General features: G+C 66.1%; 20 protein-coding genes and 2 pseudogenes. 11 read left to right on the top strand and 11 right to left on the bottom strand.

From position 1 onward, the window contains the following. Window positions 1-32: 32 nt before the first annotated feature. Genes ACZ54P_RS37270 through ACZ54P_RS37260 form a run of 3 tightly spaced genes read left to right on the top strand, consistent with a single transcriptional unit; the run spans window position 33 to window position 1,976 of the window. A complete protein-coding gene (locus ACZ54P_RS37270; protein ID WP_465466319.1) occupies window positions 33-782 on the top strand; it encodes a methyltransferase in 750 nt (249 codons plus the stop codon). After that, window positions 779-1,357 carry a hypothetical protein gene (locus ACZ54P_RS37265; protein WP_465466318.1) on the top strand — a complete coding sequence of 193 codons (579 nt, stop codon included), beginning with the start codon at window positions 779-781 and terminating at the stop codon, window positions 1,355-1,357. The genes ACZ54P_RS37270 and ACZ54P_RS37265 overlap by 4 nt, the downstream gene beginning before the upstream one ends. Next, window positions 1,335-1,976, top strand: a complete 642-nt coding sequence (locus tag ACZ54P_RS37260; RefSeq protein WP_465466317.1) for a PIN domain-containing protein — start codon at window positions 1,335-1,337, stop codon at window positions 1,974-1,976. The genes ACZ54P_RS37265 and ACZ54P_RS37260 overlap by 23 nt, the downstream gene beginning before the upstream one ends. A 123-nt stretch (window positions 1,977-2,099) precedes the next feature. On the opposite strand, the gene ACZ54P_RS37255 is transcribed toward ACZ54P_RS37260, so the two are convergent. Next, on the bottom strand, window positions 2,100-2,501 hold the full coding sequence (locus ACZ54P_RS37255; RefSeq protein ID WP_465466316.1) for a peptidase inhibitor family I36 protein: 402 nt from the start codon (window positions 2,499-2,501) through the stop codon (window positions 2,100-2,102). A gap of 55 nt (window positions 2,502-2,556) precedes the next feature. Next, on the bottom strand, window positions 2,557-3,594 hold the full coding sequence (locus tag ACZ54P_RS37250; protein WP_465466315.1) for a hypothetical protein: 1,038 nt from the start codon (window positions 3,592-3,594) through the stop codon (window positions 2,557-2,559). A 300-nt stretch (window positions 3,595-3,894) separates the two neighbouring features. Between ACZ54P_RS37250 and ACZ54P_RS37245 the strand changes: the two genes are divergently transcribed. The 3 genes from ACZ54P_RS37245 (at window position 3,895) to ACZ54P_RS37235 (ending at window position 7,067) form a co-directional block, all read left to right on the top strand. Beyond that, the gene (locus ACZ54P_RS37245; protein WP_465466314.1) at window positions 3,895-5,295 is read left to right on the top strand and encodes a helix-turn-helix domain-containing protein; all 1,401 of its coding nucleotides are present in this window, start codon (window positions 3,895-3,897) and stop codon (window positions 5,293-5,295) included. A gap of 412 nt (window positions 5,296-5,707) precedes the next feature. After that, window positions 5,708-6,379 (top strand): GNAT family N-acetyltransferase, encoded by a 672-nt coding sequence (locus ACZ54P_RS37240; protein ID WP_465466313.1) that lies wholly within the window; start codon window positions 5,708-5,710, stop codon window positions 6,377-6,379. Beyond that, the gene (locus ACZ54P_RS37235) at window positions 6,330-7,067 is read left to right on the top strand and encodes a hypothetical protein (protein WP_465466312.1); all 738 of its coding nucleotides are present in this window, start codon (window positions 6,330-6,332) and stop codon (window positions 7,065-7,067) included. Before ACZ54P_RS37240 ends, ACZ54P_RS37235 begins: the two co-directional genes overlap by 50 nt. A 177-nt stretch (window positions 7,068-7,244) precedes the next feature. Here the strand turns inward: ACZ54P_RS37235 and ACZ54P_RS37230 are convergent. Further along, window positions 7,245-8,259, bottom strand: a pseudogene (locus tag ACZ54P_RS37230) (IS3 family transposase); the annotation flags it as partial. Window positions 8,260-8,267: 8 nt separating this feature from the next. On the opposite strand from ACZ54P_RS37230, the gene ACZ54P_RS37225 reads away from it, so the two are divergent. Continuing rightward, on the top strand, window positions 8,268-8,516 hold the full coding sequence (locus ACZ54P_RS37225; RefSeq protein WP_465466311.1) for a hypothetical protein: 249 nt from the start codon (window positions 8,268-8,270) through the stop codon (window positions 8,514-8,516). 207 nt (window positions 8,517-8,723) lie between these two features. Here the strand turns inward: ACZ54P_RS37225 and ACZ54P_RS37220 are convergent, their stop codons facing one another. Then, entirely contained in the window at window positions 8,724-9,443 is a 720-nt protein-coding gene (locus tag ACZ54P_RS37220) for a DUF8017 domain-containing protein (RefSeq protein ID WP_465466310.1), read from the bottom strand. A gap of 196 nt (window positions 9,444-9,639) precedes the next feature. On the opposite strand from ACZ54P_RS37220, the gene ACZ54P_RS37215 reads away from it, so the two are divergent. Then, window positions 9,640-10,320: an alpha/beta hydrolase gene (locus ACZ54P_RS37215; protein WP_465466309.1), complete on the top strand. Its 681-nt coding sequence runs from the start codon at window positions 9,640-9,642 to the stop codon at window positions 10,318-10,320. A 101-nt stretch (window positions 10,321-10,421) separates the two neighbouring features. Here the strand turns inward: ACZ54P_RS37215 and ACZ54P_RS37210 are convergent. The 3 genes and pseudogenes from ACZ54P_RS37210 to ACZ54P_RS37200 form a co-directional block, all read right to left on the bottom strand. Beyond that, window positions 10,422-10,727: pseudogene (locus ACZ54P_RS37210) on the bottom strand (transposase); the annotation flags it as partial. Window positions 10,728-11,016: 289 nt separating this feature from the next. Continuing rightward, complete coding sequence (locus tag ACZ54P_RS37205; protein ID WP_465466308.1) at window positions 11,017-11,775, bottom strand: S1 family peptidase; 759 nt, start codon at window positions 11,773-11,775, stop codon at window positions 11,017-11,019. Between the two features lie 679 nt (window positions 11,776-12,454). Continuing rightward, entirely contained in the window at window positions 12,455-12,940 is a 486-nt protein-coding gene (locus tag ACZ54P_RS37200; RefSeq protein WP_465466307.1) for a hypothetical protein, read from the bottom strand. A gap of 101 nt (window positions 12,941-13,041) precedes the next feature. Between ACZ54P_RS37200 and ACZ54P_RS37195 the strand changes: the two genes are divergently transcribed. After that, complete coding sequence (locus ACZ54P_RS37195) at window positions 13,042-15,264, top strand: Orn/Lys/Arg family decarboxylase (RefSeq protein ID WP_465466306.1); 2,223 nt, start codon at window positions 13,042-13,044, stop codon at window positions 15,262-15,264. 32 nt (window positions 15,265-15,296) lie between these two features. Here ACZ54P_RS37195 and ACZ54P_RS37190 read toward each other — a convergent pair whose 3' ends face one another. Then, the gene (locus ACZ54P_RS37190; RefSeq protein WP_465466305.1) at window positions 15,297-16,808 is read right to left on the bottom strand and encodes an amidohydrolase family protein; all 1,512 of its coding nucleotides are present in this window, start codon (window positions 16,806-16,808) and stop codon (window positions 15,297-15,299) included. Between the two features lie 183 nt (window positions 16,809-16,991). On the opposite strand from ACZ54P_RS37190, the gene ACZ54P_RS37185 reads away from it, so the two are divergent. Further along, window positions 16,992-17,438: a MarR family winged helix-turn-helix transcriptional regulator gene (locus tag ACZ54P_RS37185; protein ID WP_465466304.1), complete on the top strand. Its 447-nt coding sequence runs from the start codon at window positions 16,992-16,994 to the stop codon at window positions 17,436-17,438. 18 nt (window positions 17,439-17,456) lie between these two features. Here the strand turns inward: ACZ54P_RS37185 and ACZ54P_RS37180 are convergent, their stop codons facing one another. Then, on the bottom strand, window positions 17,457-18,407 hold the full coding sequence (locus tag ACZ54P_RS37180; RefSeq protein ID WP_465466303.1) for an SDR family NAD(P)-dependent oxidoreductase: 951 nt from the start codon (window positions 18,405-18,407) through the stop codon (window positions 17,457-17,459). Between the two features lie 103 nt (window positions 18,408-18,510). On the opposite strand from ACZ54P_RS37180, the gene ACZ54P_RS37175 reads away from it, so the two are divergent. Further along, the gene (locus tag ACZ54P_RS37175; protein WP_465466302.1) at window positions 18,511-19,086 is read left to right on the top strand and encodes a TetR/AcrR family transcriptional regulator; all 576 of its coding nucleotides are present in this window, start codon (window positions 18,511-18,513) and stop codon (window positions 19,084-19,086) included. A gap of 124 nt (window positions 19,087-19,210) precedes the next feature. Here ACZ54P_RS37175 and ACZ54P_RS37170 read toward each other — a convergent pair whose 3' ends face one another. Together ACZ54P_RS37170 and ACZ54P_RS37165 are read right to left on the bottom strand one after the other, a co-directional pair. Then, window positions 19,211-20,512 carry an MFS transporter gene (locus ACZ54P_RS37170; RefSeq protein ID WP_465466301.1) on the bottom strand — a complete coding sequence of 434 codons (1,302 nt, stop codon included), beginning with the start codon at window positions 20,510-20,512 and terminating at the stop codon, window positions 19,211-19,213. Then, on the bottom strand, window positions 20,509-21,870 hold the full coding sequence (locus ACZ54P_RS37165) for a M20/M25/M40 family metallo-hydrolase (protein ID WP_465466300.1): 1,362 nt from the start codon (window positions 21,868-21,870) through the stop codon (window positions 20,509-20,511). The genes ACZ54P_RS37170 and ACZ54P_RS37165 overlap by 4 nt, the downstream gene beginning before the upstream one ends. Window positions 21,871-21,908: the final 38 nt, after the last annotated feature.

Here is a 21,908-nt window from a genome sequence, read left to right as displayed (position 1 = left end):
CCCCGCATGGAGCGACTGCATAAGGTGCCGACATGGCCGAAACCGACCCGCCAGCCAAGCGCCCAGCCAGCACCGCCGGCTACACCCCGATGGTCACCGAGGAGCACGCCAAGCGCATCCGTCAATGGCATGAGAATGCCTACAACAGGGGGAAGGCGGAAGCCGGCCCTGGTCAAACGGTCACCTACCTGGGCAGAACGTTGGTGATCCCGCCCGAGGTCATGCCCATCACGGGCGTGTCCCATCTCCTCGGTAAGGCTGTCCAGGCCGAGGTCCACGAGAGCGGCCGCGTGCTGGACATGGGGACCGGAAGCGGCGTCAACGCCATCCTGGCGGCCTCGCACGCCGCCGACATCCTGGCGGTCGACATCAACCCTCATGCTGTCGAAGCCGCTCGGCGAAACGCCGAGCGCAATGACGTCGCGGACCGGGTCGAAGTCCGCCACAGCGACGTGTTCAGCAATGTCGACGGCGAATTCGACCTGATCGTCTTCGACCCACCATTCCGGTGGTTCGCCCCTCGGGACCAGTTCGAGGCCGCCGTGACTGATGAGAACTACCGCGCAATGACCGAGTTCTTCGGCGCCGCGAAGCGACACCTCACCCCGACCGGCAGAATGCTGATCTTCTTCGGCACCTCGGGCGACCTGGCCTACTTGAAGCACCTGGCTGATCAGGAAGGCTTCAGGACGGAGGTCATCGCTGAGGAGGGCTTGGAGAAGGACGGCTGGAGGGTCGACTACTTCACATTCCGCTTGACCCAGGACTTCCAGCCAACGTGACATCCGACATGTCACGCAGCCGGAAACGCAACACGAAGCCAGACGACGGTGTCGTCAGCGCTCGCCGCGATCGCACCACGTTAATGGCAACACGAATACGACCGCACACGGCGACCGCGGAGACAAGCCGCTCGTACGTGACTCGGTTGATTGAGTCCGGCTACGACGGGCAGTTCGTGACCGACCAGGACGGTCATTCCCATGCGGCGACCACGGCGATCTACACGACGGTCAGCAGTGATTTCAAGAACCTGAAGGTCCGTGAGCACCTGGACGCCGCCGAGAACGCCGCGTTGCAGCGCGCCTTCGCGAGGGCCGAGACGGAGGCGGAGATGGACGACGACTTCAGCGATCACGCGTCGAGGGCGGCTGCTCTCGAAGCCGACCGAATGGCAGTGCTGCGTCGGCTCCGCGATTGGGAACCGCGATATCGGCTGCTCTTCCCTCACCCCGCTCCCGGTGTCAGCAAGCGGCTCAACAAGAACCTCGATTTATTAGAGAAGTGGCTGGTCAGAAACAACGGTTTACGCCGCGTGCCGTCCACCATCGAAGTTGGCTATCCAGCAGCTCGATGAGACCATCCGCGACCTTCGTGACCTGGCCGACCTCTTGCCCGTTGACGACTACGCCGTCCGGCTCGCCGTCGACACGAACACACTCATCGACGACCCGGACCTGGCGGTCCATGTCGGGACGCTCGGCCCCAAGTACATGGTGCATCTGCTCCCGGTCGTGCTCCGCGAGATCGACGAGCTCAAGCGGGCTGGGCGAAACCAGGGCCTTCGTGAAGCAGCCAAACGCGCCGAGAAGAGACTCAAAGGGCTGAGAACGAACGGAAACATCCGGCAGGGTGTCCGGGTCGCCGGCGACGTGTGGGCTGTCTTCGAGCACCGCGAGCCCACCAGCGACCGGCTCCCGCCCTGGCTCGACCTGACCGTGCCCGACGACCGGTTCGTCGCCTCCACCCTGCTCCTGCAATCCGACCATCCGGGATCCGCACTGTCCGTGGCGACAGGCGACATCGATCTGCACGTGAGTCCCCGGCCTCGCCTCGCGGCGAGGTTTCGACCCTTGTCCTCGTCGACGTCCGTGCCCTGCGTGGGAGGGGGACGTCTCGGAAGCCGGCGCTGCCGGCTTCAAGTCCAGGCACTCGAAGCCAGCAGCGCGGACGCGTGTCCGATTAGCAGCCTTTAAGGAGGGAGCTGATCGTATTGTCCATGGGCGGTAGCACCGGCTCCGTCCAGTCGCCGATCCGCAACATTAGACCGCGACAGTACGGCTCACGGTTGGCTAAACGCGTGGCATCGACTCCCCTGCTCAGCAGCCGCGCAGCGAGCTGATGCGGTCGTTCATGTGGGCGGGCACGTTTCCTCGCCAGTCGACGGAAATACGCCACAGGGTGCCGCCGTAGTTGGCGTCGGTGTAGGTGCACCAGATCCTGTTGGTGCGGTTGTAGACGGAGGAGATCTGGTCGTTGAAGTTCTGTCCCTGGAGATTGGCGGAGCCGGTCTGGAAACGAACCATTCGGCCCTGAGCGTTGGCGTGCTCCCACGCGCAGAACCAGCCGGACGGGCAGTCCGAGTAGGCGGTGATCGACACACCACCTTCTTGCGACGCTGGGGCGGCCCCTGCCGTCGTTTCAGCGCTTGCCGTTCCGGCGAATGCCACCCCGGCGGACAAGGCCGCACCAGCGGCGATCGTGGCGAAAAGTTTCTTCATTTCATCTCCTGTTTGTTGTTGGTGCGCCGTCTGTGGCGGCGCGGTTTTCCGGTCCTCAGCTCTTGACCGGGACGACGAACACATGGCTCATGCCGGCGTTGTGGGTCGTGGACGACCCGCGTGAGTCGGTCAGACCTACCGCGGTTCCCTGCACCCCGCCGTCCATGCCGTCTTTCCACTTCACCAGGACGTAGGCGTTGAACCGCTGTTCGCAGTCGGCCCGGACTGTGAAGTCGGGCAGGTGCAGCGGCACGTAATCGTGGTGCACCGAGTAGGACATCTGGCGGGTCGTCGTGGTGGCGCTGCTGGTCTGGCAGAGTTTGTCGCCGTTCCACTGGTTGACAAAGAGCGTGAAGGTGGCCGTCGAGGCCGGTGGTTTGGTGCAGTCCTTGTCCTTCACCGGGTAGCACGTCTGGTACTCGGTATCGGCGAAGACGCTGAGTTTCGTGAAGCCCTGCGCGAGAGTGAAGTACGGCAACGCGGGCTCGCGCGCCACGACCTCGGGGCCCGGCCCGACACGCACGAGGCCACGGGGCGTGGCACGCTGGGCGGGCAGACCGGCCGTGGTATTGGCCACGGACGTGTCCGCGAACTCGAGGAATCCGTCGTACAACTGGAACCGGGCGTCGAGTTCCTTGCGCATCGTGGCGGCACGGACGTACGCGGTGCAGGTGACCGTCGTGGCGACACCGGGGTGCACCAGGAAGCGCGTGGTGAGCTGGACGTCCTCCTTCTCCGGCTCCAGGGACGCGCCCTTCTGCAAGAGGTTCTGCCCCGTCACGAAGCTCTGTTCGCCGCCAGGCCAGGTACACCGCACCTCGTTGTCGAACAGCGAGCGGTAGGTGGCCGAGTTCGCGCGCATCACCGATCTGACGTACGCGGTCTGCGTCGCCGACATCTCCAGGGATACGCTGCCCAGAGCCTTGACCTCTTGGTCGAACTTCACCGGCTCACCCGGCTTTGTCTCGGGCACCTTCGGCGCGAGCACCTGTTGCGGCGTGAACGTGACATGGGTGGCAGTGCTCGCGGTCGCCGTCGGCGCGAGCACGACCAGCACCACGGCACCGAGAACGAAGGACAGTATTCGCCTCACCCGCGGTCTCCTTTCACCAGTGAGAATTTAGCGTGACGAACTATTCCGGCGATAACACATGGCCCCCTTCATAAGGGGCGAAGCGTCGAGTTTCTGTGGCTACGGATGATCCTGAAGTGAATTTGATTCACGACCCACCAGGGGTGCGGAACAACCATGTCGCGCAACAGGCAGTGGCGGCAAGGGTTGCCGGAACACGAGTCGTCCCGGCATGCGTAAAACGGTCCTGAACAGGGGTTTCCCAGAGGGCGTGGGACGGTGCCATACTGGCTGGCGGCACCGGAGACTTGGGGAGGGTCGATGGATGTGTCGAGCACGCGCAGCGAGCTTGCGCAACTTCTCGCTGCGCTCAAGGAGCGCAGCGGGCTGAGCTATTCAGAGCTTGGCCGAAAAGCACATATCAGCAGTTCCACCCTGCATCGATACTGCTCTGGAGTAACAGTTCCACCCGATTACCGGACGATTGCCGCAATCGCCACCGCATGTGGAGCGACTGACCAAGACCTCGCCGATTTGCTACGGCACTGGCATGTGGCAAACGGCCAGATCACCGTCGAGACACCGGTTTCCTCAGTCGACACTCCGGCCCCGGCCTCCGGCTCTGGCCGGCGGCGCCCACGATCACTCGCGGCCGCCGCTGCGGTCCTCGTGGCGATCGTGATCCCGTCGAGCACGGCATTCAATGATGCAGACCCCTCCACCCCCGTGCCCGCCGCTGCGCCCGCCGACGCCGTCGTCCGATACGACTTCGCGCCACGTCGCATACTCGCGCCGCGGACGCCCAAGGCAGTGCCTGGCGGATCCTGGAAGACCGATCAAGAGGTGGTGGCGCTGGGCAGCGTCGAACTCGAGATGTCGACGACGCGGACCGCGTACGTGGTGTCGGTGATGCGCGCGAGCTCGGCGACCCACCGCTCGCTGGTCGAGAACGAGGTGCGGTGCAGGTGGCCCGGCGGTGAGCAGAACTTCGTGACCGGACAGAACATCTTGCCGGAAGGTGCGTCGTCGGAGCGGGAGAAGGACGAGGTCCTGCTGACCACCCGCTTCCTGCTGCATCCCGGTGTGGCCACCACAGTCGCCTGCACCGCCTACGTCCGCGCCGCCGCGCTCAGGGAAGACCTCGACGCACAGTTCCGGCTGGACAGCGGGAGAATCGAGGTCGCCGACACCTCCGTGGACAACACGACCACAGGCTCGCCCGCCCAGGATGCGTTGCCGGGTGGCCTCCTGCACGTGGGACCGGCTCCCCGCATGATCGCCCGGGAGCCGGTACTCAGGTCCGTCACCTTCGCGCCGGGATTCACCCACCTCAGCGTCGTCGCCGACACCCAATACCAGACCTGCTATCCGCAGAAGGACAAGCACTGCGACACGCCCGTCCCGACCGCGTCGACGGCCACCTTCACTCTGTACGTCATTCAGTGGAAGGGCAACGAGGTCTGCCAGAAGGACCGGGCTACCGGGGAACTCCGCGAGATGTCCTACGCGGTGCACCACCATCACGTACCCCTGCACCTGCCCAACTTCACCATCCGCCCCGACTGTGACCCCCGGTTCAGCGCCTACGTCATGGTGAAGTGGGTAGACGGGATGGACGGCGCGGTACAGGGCGCCGTGGAAGATCTGACCGACTCACGCGGATCCACCTCAACGCACAACGCCAACACGAGCCACATCTTCATGGTCCCCCACAAGGGCTGAACACAGGTCATCGGCGGACCGGGACGTTGTTCAACGACCACACGCACCCTTCTCACAAATCCGCTCGCCGCCCAAACGCAGTCAAAACCGCAGGTCAGCCCATATCTGTCCGATTTTCGGCGGAGACTGCAAACGCCGCCAGGACGCGAGCGAGGTCCGGGCACAGGGCGACCTTCAGCGGGGACGTCCGTCTTCGAGGTCGCCTGAATGTGGCTGGCCGTGTCCAGACCTCGTCAACGTCTGCTGATTCCTTGATATGCATGGCTACGTCAAGTCGGTGAACCTCGCTGGCCTAACCGTCGCGCTTCACTGGTTCTGTCAGTGCGCCGGCAGCATCGGCTGGGTGGGTGCTGATTCGTCGGGGTTGATCGAGCAGAAGCTGATCCGGGGCTGATCCAGCGGCACGGCGAGGGTGAAGATCCGGCTGGCCACCGCCGGGGACATCCTGGCGATCGCCGAGCTGGCTCCGGCCGCCGGGATCGAGCTGACTCCGGCGCTGGCCGAGGCGATCCGCGACGGCGTGATGGGCCGCGCCCACCGCGCCGGCCTGGCCGCGCGCGGTCACAAGCACGGCCAGCCGGGGTTCTCTCGTGCGGTCGCGCAGGCGTTCACCGACCAGGCGTTCGCGGCTGCCTCCTTCGTCCTGGTGGCCGAGCACCGCGAGCACGGAGTGGTCGGCGCCGTGATCGCCCTCCCGCCGCCTAACGTGACCGAGCAGTACACGACCCACGCCGAGCAGATGAACGCCGCGGCGCCGGAGGTCCGCAAGCTCATGCTCGTCGGCATCGTCGGGCTGGCGAAGGTGGCCGTGCTGGCGGTGGCCGAGGCGCATCAGGGCAGCGGACTCGGTGCCGCGCTGTTGAGCAGGGTCAAGAAGGTCTTCTTCGCGCACGGGTACGTCTTCGTCTACGGCCAAATCCGCCCGGACCGCCCCGGCCTGGCCGCGTTCTACCGGCGCCAGGGTTTCGAAGTCCGTGAGCCGGATGAAGGTCTCGACCTGTGGGTCGTGGTCGGGATCCCCGGTCGAATCCACCTTGACCACGGCGAGCGGTTTTTCGTCCGCATTCGGCCCCGCAAAGGCTAAACGGACAAGGCAGCGCTCGGTGGCGCGTCAGGGTGAGCAGCGCCGCTCGTCGGCACTGCGATGGGAGCACGCTGACGTACAGTGGGCCGCTGTGCCCAACAGAAGACTCTCGGTCGGCCTCGTCGTAGCGGCCGGTGCCCTCGTTCTGGCCGCGTGCGACGGCTCCGCCGCGCCGGACGCTGCCGGTCTCGATCCCGCGCAGTGCGCCGACCCGACTTTCGCCCGTACTCACACGGATTTCTGCGCCGACAACGCCTCCGTGCCGGAGACCCCGGCAGCCGAAGCCGCCACCTTGTCCAACGGCTTGAAGGTCCGGATCATCTCCGCGAAGTCCGAGACCGTGGATTCGAACGGCTACGACTCCGGCCCAACCGAGAGCGTCCTGGTAACCATCCTTACCGAGATCACGAATACCGGCAGCGCGACGTTCGTCTTCCCAACGACGAAGAACAATGTCCGCGCAGAGTTGCTCTACGGCCGCGACCACGCCAAGGCGACGAACCCGGCCGTTCAGAAGGGCGACTTCACCGGCCTGCCGGATCAGCTCGTTCCGGGCACATCGGCGACGATGACGTCGACCTTCACGATGCGCGCCGGGGGCGCGGACAACGTCACCTTCCGATTCACCCCGGACACCACCACCATAGACGACATCACCTTCACAAAGGTCCAGACCTTGTACAAGTAGCGCTTGCGCGCCGTCCAGTTGGTGGGGCGGAATCAGCCCGGCGGATCGATTGGCTTCGTTGAGGCGCCGTTGACCTTCGGGTCCTCGGAGTCGAGAAGTTCCACGGTCTGAACACGACCCAGCCGGGACGCGGCGGGGACTGCCCCGAGTTTGGTCGTCACCGGAGGTGTGGTGTTTTTAGGCCGCTGCTGCGGCGGTGTAAATGGTCTCAAACTCGATCGGGGTGAGTTTGCCCAGGCTTCGTTGTCGGCGTTTGCGGTGGTATTTAGTCTCGATCCAGGTGACGATCGCCAGGCGTAGTTCGTCCCTGGTGTTCCAGCGTCGGGTGTCGAGAACGTTCTTCTGCAGCAACGAAAAGAACGATTCCATGGCCGCGTTGTCGCCGCACGCACCGACCCGGCCCATCGACCCGATCAGCCCGTTGTTACGCAGCAGACGCCGGTAGGGCTTCGACCGGAACTGACTACCCCGATCCGAATGCACGATCACCCCGGCAGGGTCGCGCTGTGTGCTCACGTTGCGGAGTGCGGCGACCGCGAGCGAGGATTTCATGCGGGAGTCGATCGAGTACCCGACGATCTTGTTGGAGTAGCAGTCCTTGATCGCGCACAGACAGAGCTTGCCCTGGCCGGTGGAATGCTCGGTGATGTCGGTCAGCCACTACTTGGCGTGTAAGGAAAAGAGCGGTTGCATCGAGCAGATCCGCCACACCCGGTTCTCCGAGGCGGTGAAGCCGCGCTGGGCCAGTTCGTCGGCGATGAACCGGTACCCGTCGCCCGGGTCGTCGGCGTGGATGTCGAGCGCGGCGTCGATCAGATGGGCATCATCGAAGTCCCGCTGCGACACCCGGGCCGAAAGCCACTGGTAGTAGGCCTGCCGGGAGATCCCCAGCACCCTGCACGCACCGACCGGTGCCCTGATCGGGGCGCCGGCCGCGGCCAGGTCACGGACGAGCGGGAACGCTATTTTCCCGGCAGGTTGCCCTGCGCGAGGTACGCGGCCGCTTTCCGCAGAACCTCGTTCTCCTGCTCCAGCAGCCGGTTGCGTTTGCGCAGTCCCGCAGCTCAGCGGACTCATCCCGGGTCACGCCAGGTCGCGTGCCGTCCTCGACGTCCGCGGCACGCAACCAGCTCGCCAGACACGACTCGGAGATCCCGAAATCCTTGGCGACCTGCTTCAACGAGACCTGCCCATGAGGACTTGCCGTTCATCTGGTGGGTCGCCGACCAGATCATGCAGCGCGATCGGCGGGCTTGGTGGATGCGGTACTGGCTTCTGCGCACCACCTGTATCCAGACGCGTGAGATCTTCCAACACAGCGAGCCGATTCTGCTTGTCCAGCACGATGCCGATGACGGCATGTGGCAGCTCATCGGCGCATCCGACGCGGACGGCGGCACGGCAAGCTCGGGCATCTGCGCCACGCCATCGACGACGACCAATGCCTGATCGACATCCTCGATCTACCACACGGCAGCAGCGCGACACGGGCAGGCGTCGACAGTCACTGGGACCGTCACCTCTAGAGTTGCAACGCACTCTCGTGCCGCGAAGCGCACGTTGGACGGTTCCCTGCCTCGTGTCCCTTGTGGATGGTCATCGGGATGTGCGTGAGCGTTTTGAGTCGTTCTTTTCAGGGGAAAGGGCGGAGCCCGGTCACCCGAGGCGGGCGCTGTCCGCGATCCTGGTGAGGTCCTCTTCGGCAGGCGAGTCCGGCATCTGCAGGTCACCCCACACCACGACCAGCAGCGTCCCCTGCGCGGTGGGCAAGGCGACCACCCGGTAGGTGGTCGACGGCGGGTCGCAGTCGTCCCTGCCGTGCGGGGTGACCGTGCCCTGCACCTGCGCCCCGCCGTCCGGGCGGCGTCCGACAGGGCCGGAAGACACCTGACCGCCGCTGCGGAAAGCCCGCGTTCCCCGATACATCAACGCGTCCGCCGCGGCCGCCATCGGATCGGTGGTACGCGCCCGGTCGAGGTACAGCTGGCCGAGGATGGCTTTCGGGTTCGCTGCGCAGTAGCCCGGTTTGTACCGCGCGCCTCGGGTTCGAACGTCCGGGATGTAGGTTCCATCGACCGGCTGCCAGGTGGGTGGCACCTCGACGACCACACCCAGCCCGAGCTCCAGCGTCTTCCAGCCGGGCGCGGGCGGGGTTCGGGAGGTACTGCTCTCGCTGATAGGCCAGGACGAGGCAGCGCTGTCGTCCTTGCTGTTCAGGAACACCAGCAGCCCGGCCACCAGACCGGCGATCACCACCAGCACGCCGACGGTGATCCCGGCGATCATCCCCGTGCGACGCTGTTTCGGCGAAGGCGCCGGGTAGCCGGGCTGGGACGGGAAATCCGGAAACCACTGCTGCTGCCCCTGTCGCTCCACGAGCGCAGGCTAGCCCCCCGGCACGCGGTTCCGGCGCTGCTGTCCGCATCCTGCCAACGTCTTGTCATGCCCACGTGCAAGTGGCAAACCGTGGTCGATCGGAGCACGGCAACCTTCCGACTCCGCGCATCTTGTCGGTGTCGTCTGCGAGGATGCCGATCTTGACTATTGGCCCGCACCGGAAGGAAATCCACCCGTGACCACTTATCTGCTTGTACCCGGCGCCTGGCACGGCGGCTGGTGGTACGACCCCATAGTCCCCGCTCTCAAGGAGGCCGGGCACACCGTCATCGCGCTCACTCCCTTGGGCCTGGATCCGGACGTAAACCCGCCACAACAGGTGATCACCCTGGACGACCATGTGCACCAGGCCATCCAAGCACTGCGGGCAGTTCCGGCGGACGCGGACGGCAAGCGCGATGCAGTCCTCGTCGGCCATAGCTATGGCGGAAGCATCATCAGCGGTGTCGCGGACGCCGAATGCGACCGAATCCGAGCACTGGTCTATCTGGACGCTCTGCTCCCCGAAAACGGGGATTCCAGCTGGTCGATGACCAACGACGAGGAGCACGCCTGGTACGTCGACGGGTCGGCCCGTACCGGAGCTTTCGTTGACCCCTTGCCTTTTTTCGATAAGCGTGTACGCCCGCACCCGCTGGCCACACTGATGCAAGCCTCAAAACTCACGGGGGCGTGGCGCCGCGTACCCATCAAGCACTATGTCGAAGCAACAGGGTGGTCTGGCGAATCCCCGCTCGCGGCGATGACGGCGAAAGCACGCGCCGACGAACAGGTCACTGTGCATGCCTGGGACACCACACACAACTTCATGCACAACGCTTCAGAGCTGGTCCTGAAGCTCATCATCGACCTCTAACCGGGGACCCTGCGCGCAAGTGCCGCGACCCTCGGTGCACACCACACGCGGGACGGGGGTCTGTCGAACGAAACGAACGGTGTAACTCGGGTTGAAGGAAACTACTTGCGTCCGGCGGCCAGGCGGCCGTCGAAGGCGATGTCGAACGCGTTGAGCGCGGGTTTCCACCGCATCGTCCAGCGTGTGCGGCCGGTGCCGGTCGGGTCCAGGCTCATGATCGCCATGTAGACGCATTTGAGCGCGGCCTGTTCGTTCGGGAAGTGCCCGCGGGCTTTGACGGCGCGGCGGATGCGGGCGTTGACGCTCTCGATCGCGTTGGTGGAGCAGATCACCCGGCGGATCTCCGGGGCGAACGCCAGAAACGGCACGAACTCGGCCCAGGCGTTGTCCCACAACCGCACGATCGCCGCGGACTCGATGCTCGTGCCATGAGAGAGTCGGCCTGACCCCAGCGGTATCGAAGCCATTGGCGAGACCCAACTGCCGTGATCGCGGCGCCGCTGGACGAGCCGCCGCCATGTTTGCACCGTCCTACGAATTTCCTGCCGACACAGATCCCGATTTCGGCACTTTGACACGCTTGAGCAAATCTTGAAACCGGGTGACGTGAGGTTGTCTTCATCATTTCAGGCGAAGACTCCGGCCGTCCCCGATCGCAGATCGAAGTACAGTTGGACTTGCTTCGCGGCTGAGGAGCTATAGCGTCGCTTCCCACGCGGTCACCGCACCACCGGTGATCTGGTCGATCCAGGTTCGATAGCCGGGAACGCTGTTGTAGATTCCGGGACCATTGAGGCAATTGCTGCTGTTGTTCCCGGATCGGCTGGTAGCGCCGGTCAACTCACCACCCAAAACGGACGGTCCCCCGGAATCGCCATAGCAGGCACTGGTTCCGGGTGCACCCTGGAAGCAGATCTCTTTGCCGCGCTTGAAATCGGCGGTACACCTGGAGTCCGCGACGGTAGTGGTGTCCACTTCGCGAAGCTGTGGCGACGAGCCACCGCAACCAGGGGCGCCGCACGTCTGCCCGTGACCGATCAGCTTGTTGACGGTGCCCACGGCCGGGCTGGAGGCCGCAATCTTGATCGGCGTGGCAGTGGCTGCTCTCGACAGCTTCACCACGGCGATGTCGTTCGCGCCGAGGGTCGCGCTTGCCGCGGCGATGAGTTCGCCGCCGAAGCCGGTGTTGACCGCGCCGATCCGAGCGGAGAAACCGCCACCGGTGGAGCCCTGGACGCAGTGCCTTGCCGTGACAAGCCATTGCGGGGCAATCAGCGACGCCCCGCAGAAATGACGACCGTTGCGTTGCAGCGACGCGAAGAACGAGTAGGGAGTGGTGACGACCTTGCCGCCGATGATGAAAGATTCGATCGGCGGTCCAGTCGGTGACCCGGCCACTGCCGCGGGCCCCGCGAAGAGCGACCCGGCAACGACGGCAGCGATGATCATGGACATACGTCGGATCCACATGATTCTTCGGCCTCCTGAACAGAAAGAGGAAGTCCAGCATGGGACGGGATTCAGTAGTCTCGAATCGATCAACACCTGACCATAGTGCTCTGTTGAGTATCCGGTACCCCCATTGGTACTGAATCGGACATACCATCGATAGGTAAGGCGAAGGTGGCGTACCGGATCCCTCGCCGTGGCTCACGTCCATGTTGCTCCGCCACAGGACTGTTCCCGTTGACAGGCAACGAGATCAGGCGCCTCCACAGCCAACTCGTCATCGAGCCACCGCATGCCGTCATCGATATCCAAGGCCGGGTCGGAATTGTGGCGTCGACACCAATATCACGGACTGCAGCCAGAGTAGTTAATGAGGGGTAAGGCCAAGGTGGCATGCCCTGTCAGGGCTTGGTGTTGCGAAGTGGCTTCCGCGACACCTCCTTGAGGGCTGGGGAAGGTTGGTCACCCCTGGCGGTGTGAGCAGGCAATCGGGAGGCAGGCATGTCCCCCATTGGGCATTGGAGACGGTCAGCGTCCCCAAAGCCGCATTGGCGGCATCCGGCCGCAGCGCGAACAGGCCCGCACGCAACACGACACGTTTGCCTTACCTCTCAATAATTCAGGCAGGACGGCTCCTGCCCGTAGTCCTGCGCTGTATCTCGTGCGCCGGGCCCGAGCCGGTGCACTATCGGATGTTGTTCGGTGAGCCGATGTAGACGCTGCATATCGGCCTCATCGAGGGCGACCCCAGTATGCCGGAACGGTTCTTCTGCGCCTCGGAATCCAGGGCGGTCGTCCCGATTCCGTCGGTCACCTCTGCCAAGGCGTTCGACAGCGCGGTGCAGTTCAGGCCGACCGTCGATGCCTCGTTCGCGACCGATACCGGTGACGGCCTTGTAGAGATGTCGTGGTTGCCACGATGGCTTCCCGATTGATGTTCGACGAACGGCAACCAATTCACCGCCCGGCGGGTTCTCAGGTGGAGCGCATCAACAGCCACCACAGGGGCGAACCGGACACGCTCCGCTTCGGCCGCGGCCGTGTCACTCTTGCGAACAGCCCAATCGCTCGTATGGCGGCTCAGGGCCGGGTGAGGAGGGAACAATCGCCCGAGTGTTGATCCATCCGGGCCGAATTCCTCACGCGTTCGCGGCATCGACAGATAGGCCATTCGGCCCAAGACTGCTTGAAGAACCCTGTCGCCCGGCGGAATGAGTCGATGTGTCTCGCTCAACGGTATTGGTAGCGCTGGATCGCCCTTCGAGTGGCGCGGTGACGCGTGACCAGCTGGACCGGATCTGCGCCTGCTTGAGCGACGAGGGGCATGCGGTCGCGTGGGCGGACACGGCCGAGGACGCGCTGGCGCTGACGCAAAGCCGGGCGGATCTCTCGGCGGCGTTGGTGTCGTGGAACCTCGATACGCCGGAGACCGTGCTGAAGGCGCTCATGGGGAGGTTCACCAAGCTTCCGGTCTTCTTGGTGACCACGGCGGCCTCGGTCGACGATCTTCCGTTGTGGGTTTCGGAGGTGGTGTCCGGTTACGTGTGGCTGCTGGAGGACACGCCGGCGTTCATCGCCGGCCGGATCGGGGTCGCCGCTCAGAGGTACCTCGACGGGGTGCTTCCTCCGTTCTTCCGGGAGCTGCTCCGGTTCGAGGACACGCACGAGTACTCATGGCACACCCCGGCGCACGCGGGTGGCGTGGCGTTCCTGAAATCACCGGTCGGCAGGGCGTTCTTCGACTACTACGGCGAACGGTTGTTCCGCACCGATCTGTCGATCTCCGTAGCCGAACTCGGGTCGCTGTTCGAACACAGCGGTCCGATCGGCGACGCCGAGCGCAACGCCGCGCGGATCTTCGGCGCGGACTTGACGTACTTCGTGCTGCATGGTGATTCCACGGCGGACCGGATCGCCTGCCACGCCAGCATCGCCACCGACGAGCTGGTGCTTGTCGACCGTAACTGCCACAAAGCGATCTACCATGGCTTGACGCTCACCGGAGGCAGGCCGGTCTACCTCGTGCCCACACGCAACGGTTACGGGCTCATGGGACCGATCCCGCCGTCGGTCATGGCAGCCGAAGCGGTCGCGGCCCAGATCCGTCGCAGCCCGTTCACCGAGAGGGCCGCCGGATCGGAACCCGTGTACGCGGTGATCACCAACTCCACCTACGACGGATTGTGCTACGACGCCGTCCGCGTCGCCGAGTTGCTCGGCGCTTCCGTGCCGCGGCTGCACTTGGACGAAGCTTGGTTCGCCTACGCCCGGTTCAATCCGCTTTACGCCCGCCGCTATGGCATGTCCGTGGACGCCGACGCGCTGCCCGACGACGTGCGACCGACGGTCTTCTCCACCCAGTCGACACACAAGCTGCTCGCCGCCATGTCGCAGAGCTCGATGGTGCACGTCAAGAACTCGCCGAGATCACCGGTCGAGCACCGGCAGTTCAACGAGACGTTCATGATGCACGCCACCACCTCGCCGATGTATCCCATGATCGCCGGGCTCGACGTGGCCGCCGCCATGATGGACGGCGCGGGCGGGCGGTGGCTCACCGACGAGGCGATCACCGAGGCCATCCGGTTCCGCCAGGCGGTGGCCCGGCTCGGCGCGCGCATCCGTGAGGCCGGTGACCGGCCCGGCTGGTTCTTCGGCACCTGGCAGCCGACCGAGGTCACCGACCCCGCCACCGGGCGGCTGCACGCCTTCGCCGACGCCCCGCTCGAGCTGCTGCGCACCGTGCCCGGCTGCTGGACCCTGGCTCCCGGCGCGCACTGGCACGGCTTCGAAGGCATGGAGGACGACTACTGCCTGCTCGACCCCATCAAGGTGTCGATCACCTGCCCGGGTGTGGACGCGCGGGGCAACGTCTCCGAGCTGGGCATCCCGGCCCGAATTCTCACGATGTACTTGGAGGCACGCGGGATCGTCGTCGAGAAAACCGACGCGTACACCTGCCTGATCCTGTTCTCGATGGGCATCACCAAAGGCAAGTGGGGCACCCTGCTCGACGCGCTGCTGGACTTCAAGAGTCTGTACGACTCGGAGGCGACCGTCGCCGACGTCCTGCCGGACCTCGGGAAAGCCCACCCAGACCGGTACCGGAACCTCACGCTGTCCGGGCTCTGCACACAGATGCACACCCAGCTCAGCAAGAGCGAACTGACCGCGTTGCTCGACGAGGCGTTCACCCATCCGACGCCGGCCGTGCTCACCCCGGCGCAGACCTACCAGCGCCTCATTCGCGGTGGAACGGAACCGGTGCGCCTCGCCGACATCGCCGGACGTACCGTCGCGACGCAGGTCGTCACCACTCCACCGGGAATCCCGGTGCTCATGCCCGGCGAGAGCACCGGCGACGCGGACGGTCCCGTGTTGCGTTATCTGCGCGCGCTGGAAACGTTCGACCGGGAATTCCCCGGTTTCCCCAGTGAGACCCATGGCGTCAGCCGGGATCTCGAGGGGAGCTACTGGATCACCTGCCTGCGGTAACCACGCAGATCGTGGCCACCGCATATGGCTTCTCAACTCCAGGCGAACGGGTCCTGCGTGAGGTTCATCGCCGCGAAGAGGTGGTCGCGGGACGTTTCGAGTTCCCGGCGCAGCCGGGTCAGGTCCGCGTCGAGCAGCTGCCCTTTCCACTTGCGCACCTTGCCGGCGACGATCACCGTCTCGACGTTGGTGCGGTCCATCAGCGACACGATCGCTCCCGGCACACTGTTGAGCGGGGCCACGTTGAGTGCGGTGGCGTCGAGCAGGACGATGTCGGCCTCCTTGCCGGGCGTCAGGGTGCCGGTCTTGCCGTCGAGTCCGAGGTGCTTGGCACCATTGACGGTCGCGTACCGCAGCACATCGCGGACGGTGAGCAGTTCGGGCGTGCCCGGGGCTGGCATCGGCCAGTTGTTCGGCGGTACGAGGTCACCTTGGTCCAGGATCAGCTGATTGACGATCATGCGCTGCATGGTCATCGCGGAGCGCATCTGTGTGAACGGGTCCGCGGCCATCGTCGTTTCGACGTCGGAGCTCAGCGAGGGCTCCATGCCGAGTTGCTGCATCTTGAGGATGGGCGGCGTCCCGTGCCGCATGCTCATCTCGATCGGGAAGGCCAGCGAGACCTGCGCACCGGCGTCCCGCAACCGTCGCCAGGTCTGGTCGGACATGCCGGTCATGTGGATGAACAGGTTGTCCGGCCCGACCTCGACCCCGGCGGCGCCCTGGGCGAGGTCGTCGAAGACCGGCCGCATCCCCCACGAGCCGACGGAGTGCGCGGCGATCTTGAGCCCCAGCTCGCGGGCGATCGCCCAGGCGCGGGTGTACACCTCCCGGCCGAGGTGGAGCTCCCCGCCCATGACCATGCTCACCAGCTGGTCGTTCGAGGAGAACCACCGGTCCCGAATGCGATAGGCGTCCTGGGGATACCGGGCTCCTGTGCGGCCGTCGCCCTCGAAGAACCCGAACGCTGAACGCCGCCCGGTGTCGAAGAGCGCCTGGATCGCCGCATCGGTGTGCTCTGGCGAGTGGTGGATCTGCGAGACGTCCAGCACCGAGGTGACACCGGTGTCGAGCTGCGAAAGACCGGCGAACAACGAATTGATGTAGACGTCTTCCGGCCGGTAGACCCGCGCGAAGCCCTGCAGGATGTGCTCGCCGTAGTTCGGGTACGCGCTCGGCGAGCCCGAGCGATCGTCGAGGAGCAGGCCGTTGGCGAGAAGCGCACGCTCCGCGGTCTCGAACAGGTGGTGGTGCGTGTCGACGAAGCCCGGCAGCACGATGCGTCCCCGTGCGTCGATCACGCCGGCGCGGGCGGCGTGGATGCTGGGCCTGATCTCGACGATCTTGCTGCCCTCGACCAGAACGTCGGCGGTCGCGAAGTTCCCGATGTTCGGGTCCATGGACATCACCACGCCGCCACGGATGATGTAGCGGCGTCCCCGCTGCCCGCTGTCCTTCGGCGGCCGGCCACTGGCGTGCGCTTCGGCATCACCGTCCGCGGTGGCCGGGGCGGCCGCGGACAAGCTCGTTCCCGCGGCGGCCACCGTGGTTCTCTTCAGAAAGTGGCGCCGCCCGGTTCGCTCACCATCGTGACGTCGTTCGGTCATGGTGCGCCTTCCAGCGTGCGATGGTTGCGGGAACTAGGAGTTGATGCATCAACTCAAGGTTAGGCCACAGAGTTGATATGTCAACTCGCCGGGTAGGGTGGCGCCATGGATTGTCAGGGATTGACCGGACGCGAGCTCCGCGCGTGGCGGGTGTCCTTCCAGATGCTGGAGCTGCTGCGGACCCGCATCGAGCAGCAACTCCAGGCCAGCAGCGGCCTCTCCAACGCCGATTACACCGTGCTCGCGTTGCTGTCCGAGGCGCCGGACGGGCGAATGCGCGCCTACGAACTCGGCCGAGTGGCCGCCTGGGAGAAGAGCCGCATGCACCACCAGCTCACCCGGATGGGCAAGCGAGGCCTGGTCACGCGGGAACGATGCGGATCGCGCGGCATGGAGGCGGTGATCACGGCGAAAGGCCTCACCGCGCTCAAGCAGGCCGCGCCCAGTCACGCCCAGGAGGTCCGGCGCCTGGTCATCGACCGGCTCACGACCGAAGAACTCGACCAGTTCGCCGGCATCGCCACCACGATCCTCGAGAACCTGCGAGCAGACGAGCCGTCCGCCTAGCGGCGACGGAGGTCGCGGTCAGGCGCGGATCGCGGGATCGGGAGTGATCCCGGTGGCGGTGCTCGTGAGCTGCCAGAGCTCGCTCGCGAGCGCCCGGTCCTGGGCGGCCGCCGAGCGGCGTGCCGGACCGGCCGGGCCGCGGATCTCGAACGGTCCGGTCGGGCCCAGGTAGTCGCCGCCGTCGACCGGTCCGGTGGCGGCGACGAGCTGGGGTGCGATACCGGCGGTGACCGGCTGGGAGAGGTATCGGTCCGGCAGCACGAGGAGACGGGATCTCCACGTGCTCCCGCGGGCCAGGGCGTTGGCCAGCAGCTGTGACGTCGTCAATCCCGGGTGAGCGGCGATCGACAGCACCGGGTCGCCGGCGGTGCGCAGCCGCCGATCGAGCTCCGCGGCGAAGAGGAGGTTCGCCAGCTTGGAGGCTCCATAGGCGCGGGTTGGCGAGTAACGCCGGCGCTCCCAGTGCAGGTCGGCGAGGTCGAGTCCGCCGGTGCGGTGGCCGAGGCTGGACGTCGTCACGACCCGGGCGGGTCGGCCGCGGTCTCCGGCTGCCCGTAGCGCGGGCATCAGCAGCCAGGTCAGCGCGGCCGGACCGAGGTGATTGGTTCCGATCTGCAGCTCGAACCCGTCCCGGGTCCGGCTGTATGGCCCCAGCGATACCGCGGCGTTGTTGATCAGCACGTCCACCTGGTCCCCGGTGCGTTCCCGGATCTCCGCGGCGGCGGCCCGCACCGAGGAGAGGTCGGCCAGGTCGAGCAGAACGGCTTCGGCCGACCCGGCGCCGTCGATCCCGGCTCGCACCTGGTCGACGGCCGCTGCTCCACGCTCGGCGTCGCGGACGGTCATCAGGATCCGGGCACCGGCCGCGGCCAACGCACCGGAGAGGCCGAGGCCGAGGCCGGAAGTCGTCCCGGTGACGACGATGGTGCGGCCCGTCAAATCGGGCAGGAGTTCTCGTGGAGCCGGCATGGATCGATCTCTTCTCGTTCGGTCGGCCGGTTCAGCGCCAGACAACTCATGTGACACTGTCATATGAGCAGCCTGCCCAGTTCGGATGACACTGTCAACTAGAATGGCCGGCGTGACACGCACCGAGACCGCCGAGGCCACGCGACAAGCTCTTGTCCGCGCTGCTTCCGAGTTGCTCGACCAGGGCGGTCCTGACGCTGTGACCCTGCGAGCCGTCGGAGCGCGGGCCGGAGTCTCGCGAGGTGCGCCCTACGGGCACTTCGAGAACAAAGAACATTTGCTGGCCCAGCTCGCCATCAACACGTGGAGTTCCCTGGCGGACGAAGTCGAGCACCTTCGCGAGAACCTCGAGTCCACTTCGGACATACGGCTGGAGCGGGCCATCCTGGCGTTGATCGACGTCGCTCGTCGGTGGCCGCACCGGTACGCGCTGATGTTCAGTGCTCCGGCCGATACGCCTGCCGCCCTGGAGGCCGCGGGCCGTCTCGAGGGCGTGTTCCTGGCCCTCGTCGCGGACATGGTCGGCGAATCCGACGCGCCTCGGTACGGCGCGCTGCTGATGTCGAGTGCACACGGCATCGCGGGAATGGAACTCAGCGGGCATCTGGCCAAGGACACGTGGCAGGTCAGCGTGGAGCAACTCGTGCACATGCTGATCGGCGCGATCCGACACGGCTGAACGGAGGAGCGTGCCGACAGCGAGAGAATCTCGTTATCCGATCAGGTCCAGACCGGCGGCAGGCAGCAAAGAGCTGAAGGGAGCTTTCACCGCGTGACATGCGGTGAAAGCTCCCTTCTTCACGTCAGACGCGCCGAAGGTCCCCTTCGGCTCCCTCGGGACTGGACGACGGAGCGGATTGCCGGTATCGGCGGGCGAGCACCACGCAGGTACCGCTGAGCAGGGCGAGCGCGGTGATCCAATAGCTGGGCGCGAGAGTGGATCCGGTGGCCGCGATCAGCAGGGTGATGGCCAGCGGCGTGACGCCGCCGAAGAGGATGACGCCGAGGTTGTAGCTGATCGACAGCCCTGTTCCCCGGCCGCTGACAGGGAACATTTCGGCCATGGCCGCGGGCAGCGGCCCGGCGTACCAGGCTTTGACCAGGCCCATCAGCGCCAAGGCCGCCACCAAGGTGACCATCGCCGGAGCGGCGCGGATGAGCAGGAACAGCGGCAGGCTGATGACCGCGATCACGGCGGCGGCCGCGGTCAGCATCCGGGCCCTCCCGATCTTGTCGGAGAGATGCCCGGCCACGGGCGTGAGCACGGTGAGGACGACACCGGTCACGAAGGTCGCGGTGAAACTCGTCGACGGGGACATGCCGAGGTGCCGGATGGCGAACGTCGGCATGTAGGTGATCAGGTAGGAGAACCCTGTCGAGATCGCGATCATGCCCATGACCAGCAGCACCCGTGTCTTGTGGTGCCGCAGGAGGTGCGCCAGTGGGCGCGGCGGCCCGGAGTCCGGCTTGGCGCGTGCGGCGACGAACTCGGGCGAGTCGCGCAGCCGGGTGCGGATGTAGTAGCCGGCCGGACCGAGGAGCAGGGCGACGGCGAACGGGATTCGCCATCCCCACGCGTCGAACTGCGCTGGGCTCAGGAAGGCGCTCGTGGTCGCGAGCAAGCCGGTCGCGAGCAGGACCGCGAACGCCTGACTGGCGGTTTGCCAGCTCCCCATGAAGCCACGCCGCCCGGCGTGACTCTCGACGAGCAGTGCGGTGGCGGAACCGAACTCACCGCCCGCGGAGAATCCTTGGAGCACCAGCGCGAGAAGCATCCCGATCGGCGCGAGCAAGCCGATCTTGTGGTAGTCGGGCAGGGCCACGATCAGCAAAGAGCCGAGGGTCATCAGCCGGATGGCCACGGTCAAGGCGGCCAGCCGTCCGGCCCGGTCGGCGTAGACACCGAGCACCACCGCGCCGATCGGCCGGACCAGGTAGGCGGCCACCGCCGTACCCAGTGCCAACATCAACGAGGTCACCGGATCGGCCGAGGGAAAGAACTGCCGCGCGATGACGTCGGCGACCAGTGCGTAGGCGGTGAAGCTCAGCCATTCCAGCATGTTCCCGGTCGAGGCCGCCGCGACGAGGCGCACCGTCGCGTTCATCGTCGGCCGATGCTGGAGAGAACACTGGCCGCGGTCACGATGCCCTGGTGGAACCGATGGAGTTCGAGGTTCTCGTTCGGCGCGTGGTTACGCTCGTCGACATTCGCCAGCGCGATGCCGTAGCAGGGCAACGCCAGCCCATCGGTGAGCGCCGCGATCGGCAGGCTGCCGCCCATCGCCGGGACCGCCAAAGCCTGCTTCCCGTGTGCCTCGGTCACCCCACGCAGCACGAGGTCGGCATAAGGCGCGTCCGGCAAGGTGCGGGACGCCTCCATGGTCGCCCCGAACCGTAGCTCGGCGTGCGGCAGGTGCTTGCCGACGTGTGCGCGGACAGCGTCGATGACCGTCTCCACCCGCTGGCCACAGGCCAGCCGCATATCGCACCGGGCGACCGCGACGGACGGGACGACCGTCCGGTGCTCGTCGTTGTCCATGCAGGTCAACGAGTTGATGTTGAACGTCGGCATCGCGAGTCGTTCGTTGACGTCCTGGCCGCGACCGGTGTCCATCCGGTCCAGCCCCGCTTCCGCCAGCATCGCGGCCGGGTCGATCGGCAGTGCCCGCACCGCGTCGAGCTCGGCGTCGGTCAGGGGCGTCACGCCCGCGTCGTAACCGTCGACGGTCACCTGGCCGTCGGGTCCGCGCATGGTCGACAGCAGCCAGATCAGCTCCCAGGCGGGATTCGGCGCGACATTGCCCCAGTTTCCCGAATGCAGCGCGCTGTTCGCGCCGCGCACGGTGATCTCGAAGGCCACGACGCCACGCACGCCGAGCGCGACCGTCGGCTCGTAACTGTCATGCACCGGACCGTCGCTCCACACCGCGAGATCGGCGGCCAAGTCCTCCCGCATCGCCGCCAGCGTGCCGGTCAGATGCGGGCTGCCGATCTCCTCCTCACCGTCGAGCACCACGGTCACCGAGCACGGCGGTCCCCCATGGATGTCGCGCAGTGCCCGGAGAGCGAGGAGTTGAGCGAGGTGTTGCCCTTTGTTGTCGCCGGTGCCGCGCCCGTACATCCGGCCCTCGCGGACACTCGCCTCGAACGGCGGGCTGTGCCATTCCTCCAGCGGTCCCGCCGGCTGGACGTCGTAGTGCCCGTAGATCACCACATGCGGGCTGTCCGCCGGACCCACCGCGTGCCCGACGACCAGCGGCCAGCCGCCGGTCTCCACGACCCGTGAGCTGAGCCCGCTGCGTTCCAGCAACTCCCGCGCGTACGGCGTGGCCCGTTCCATGCCCTCGCCCGTGGCGCTCACGCTGGGCACCGCGATCCAGTCCGCGAGTTCCTGCTCGTGCCGCAGCCGGTGCTGCCGCACGTAGTCCCTGATCGAGTCCACGTCGACTCCCATCGATTTCATTCAGTGAAATTGATTCCGAGTATGAGAATCGATTACAG

It is taken from the genome of Amycolatopsis sp. NPDC034160 (genome assembly GCF_055575355.1).
Note: the sequence above shows the minus strand (reverse complement) of the source record. Positions and strands in the feature narration are given on the sequence as shown.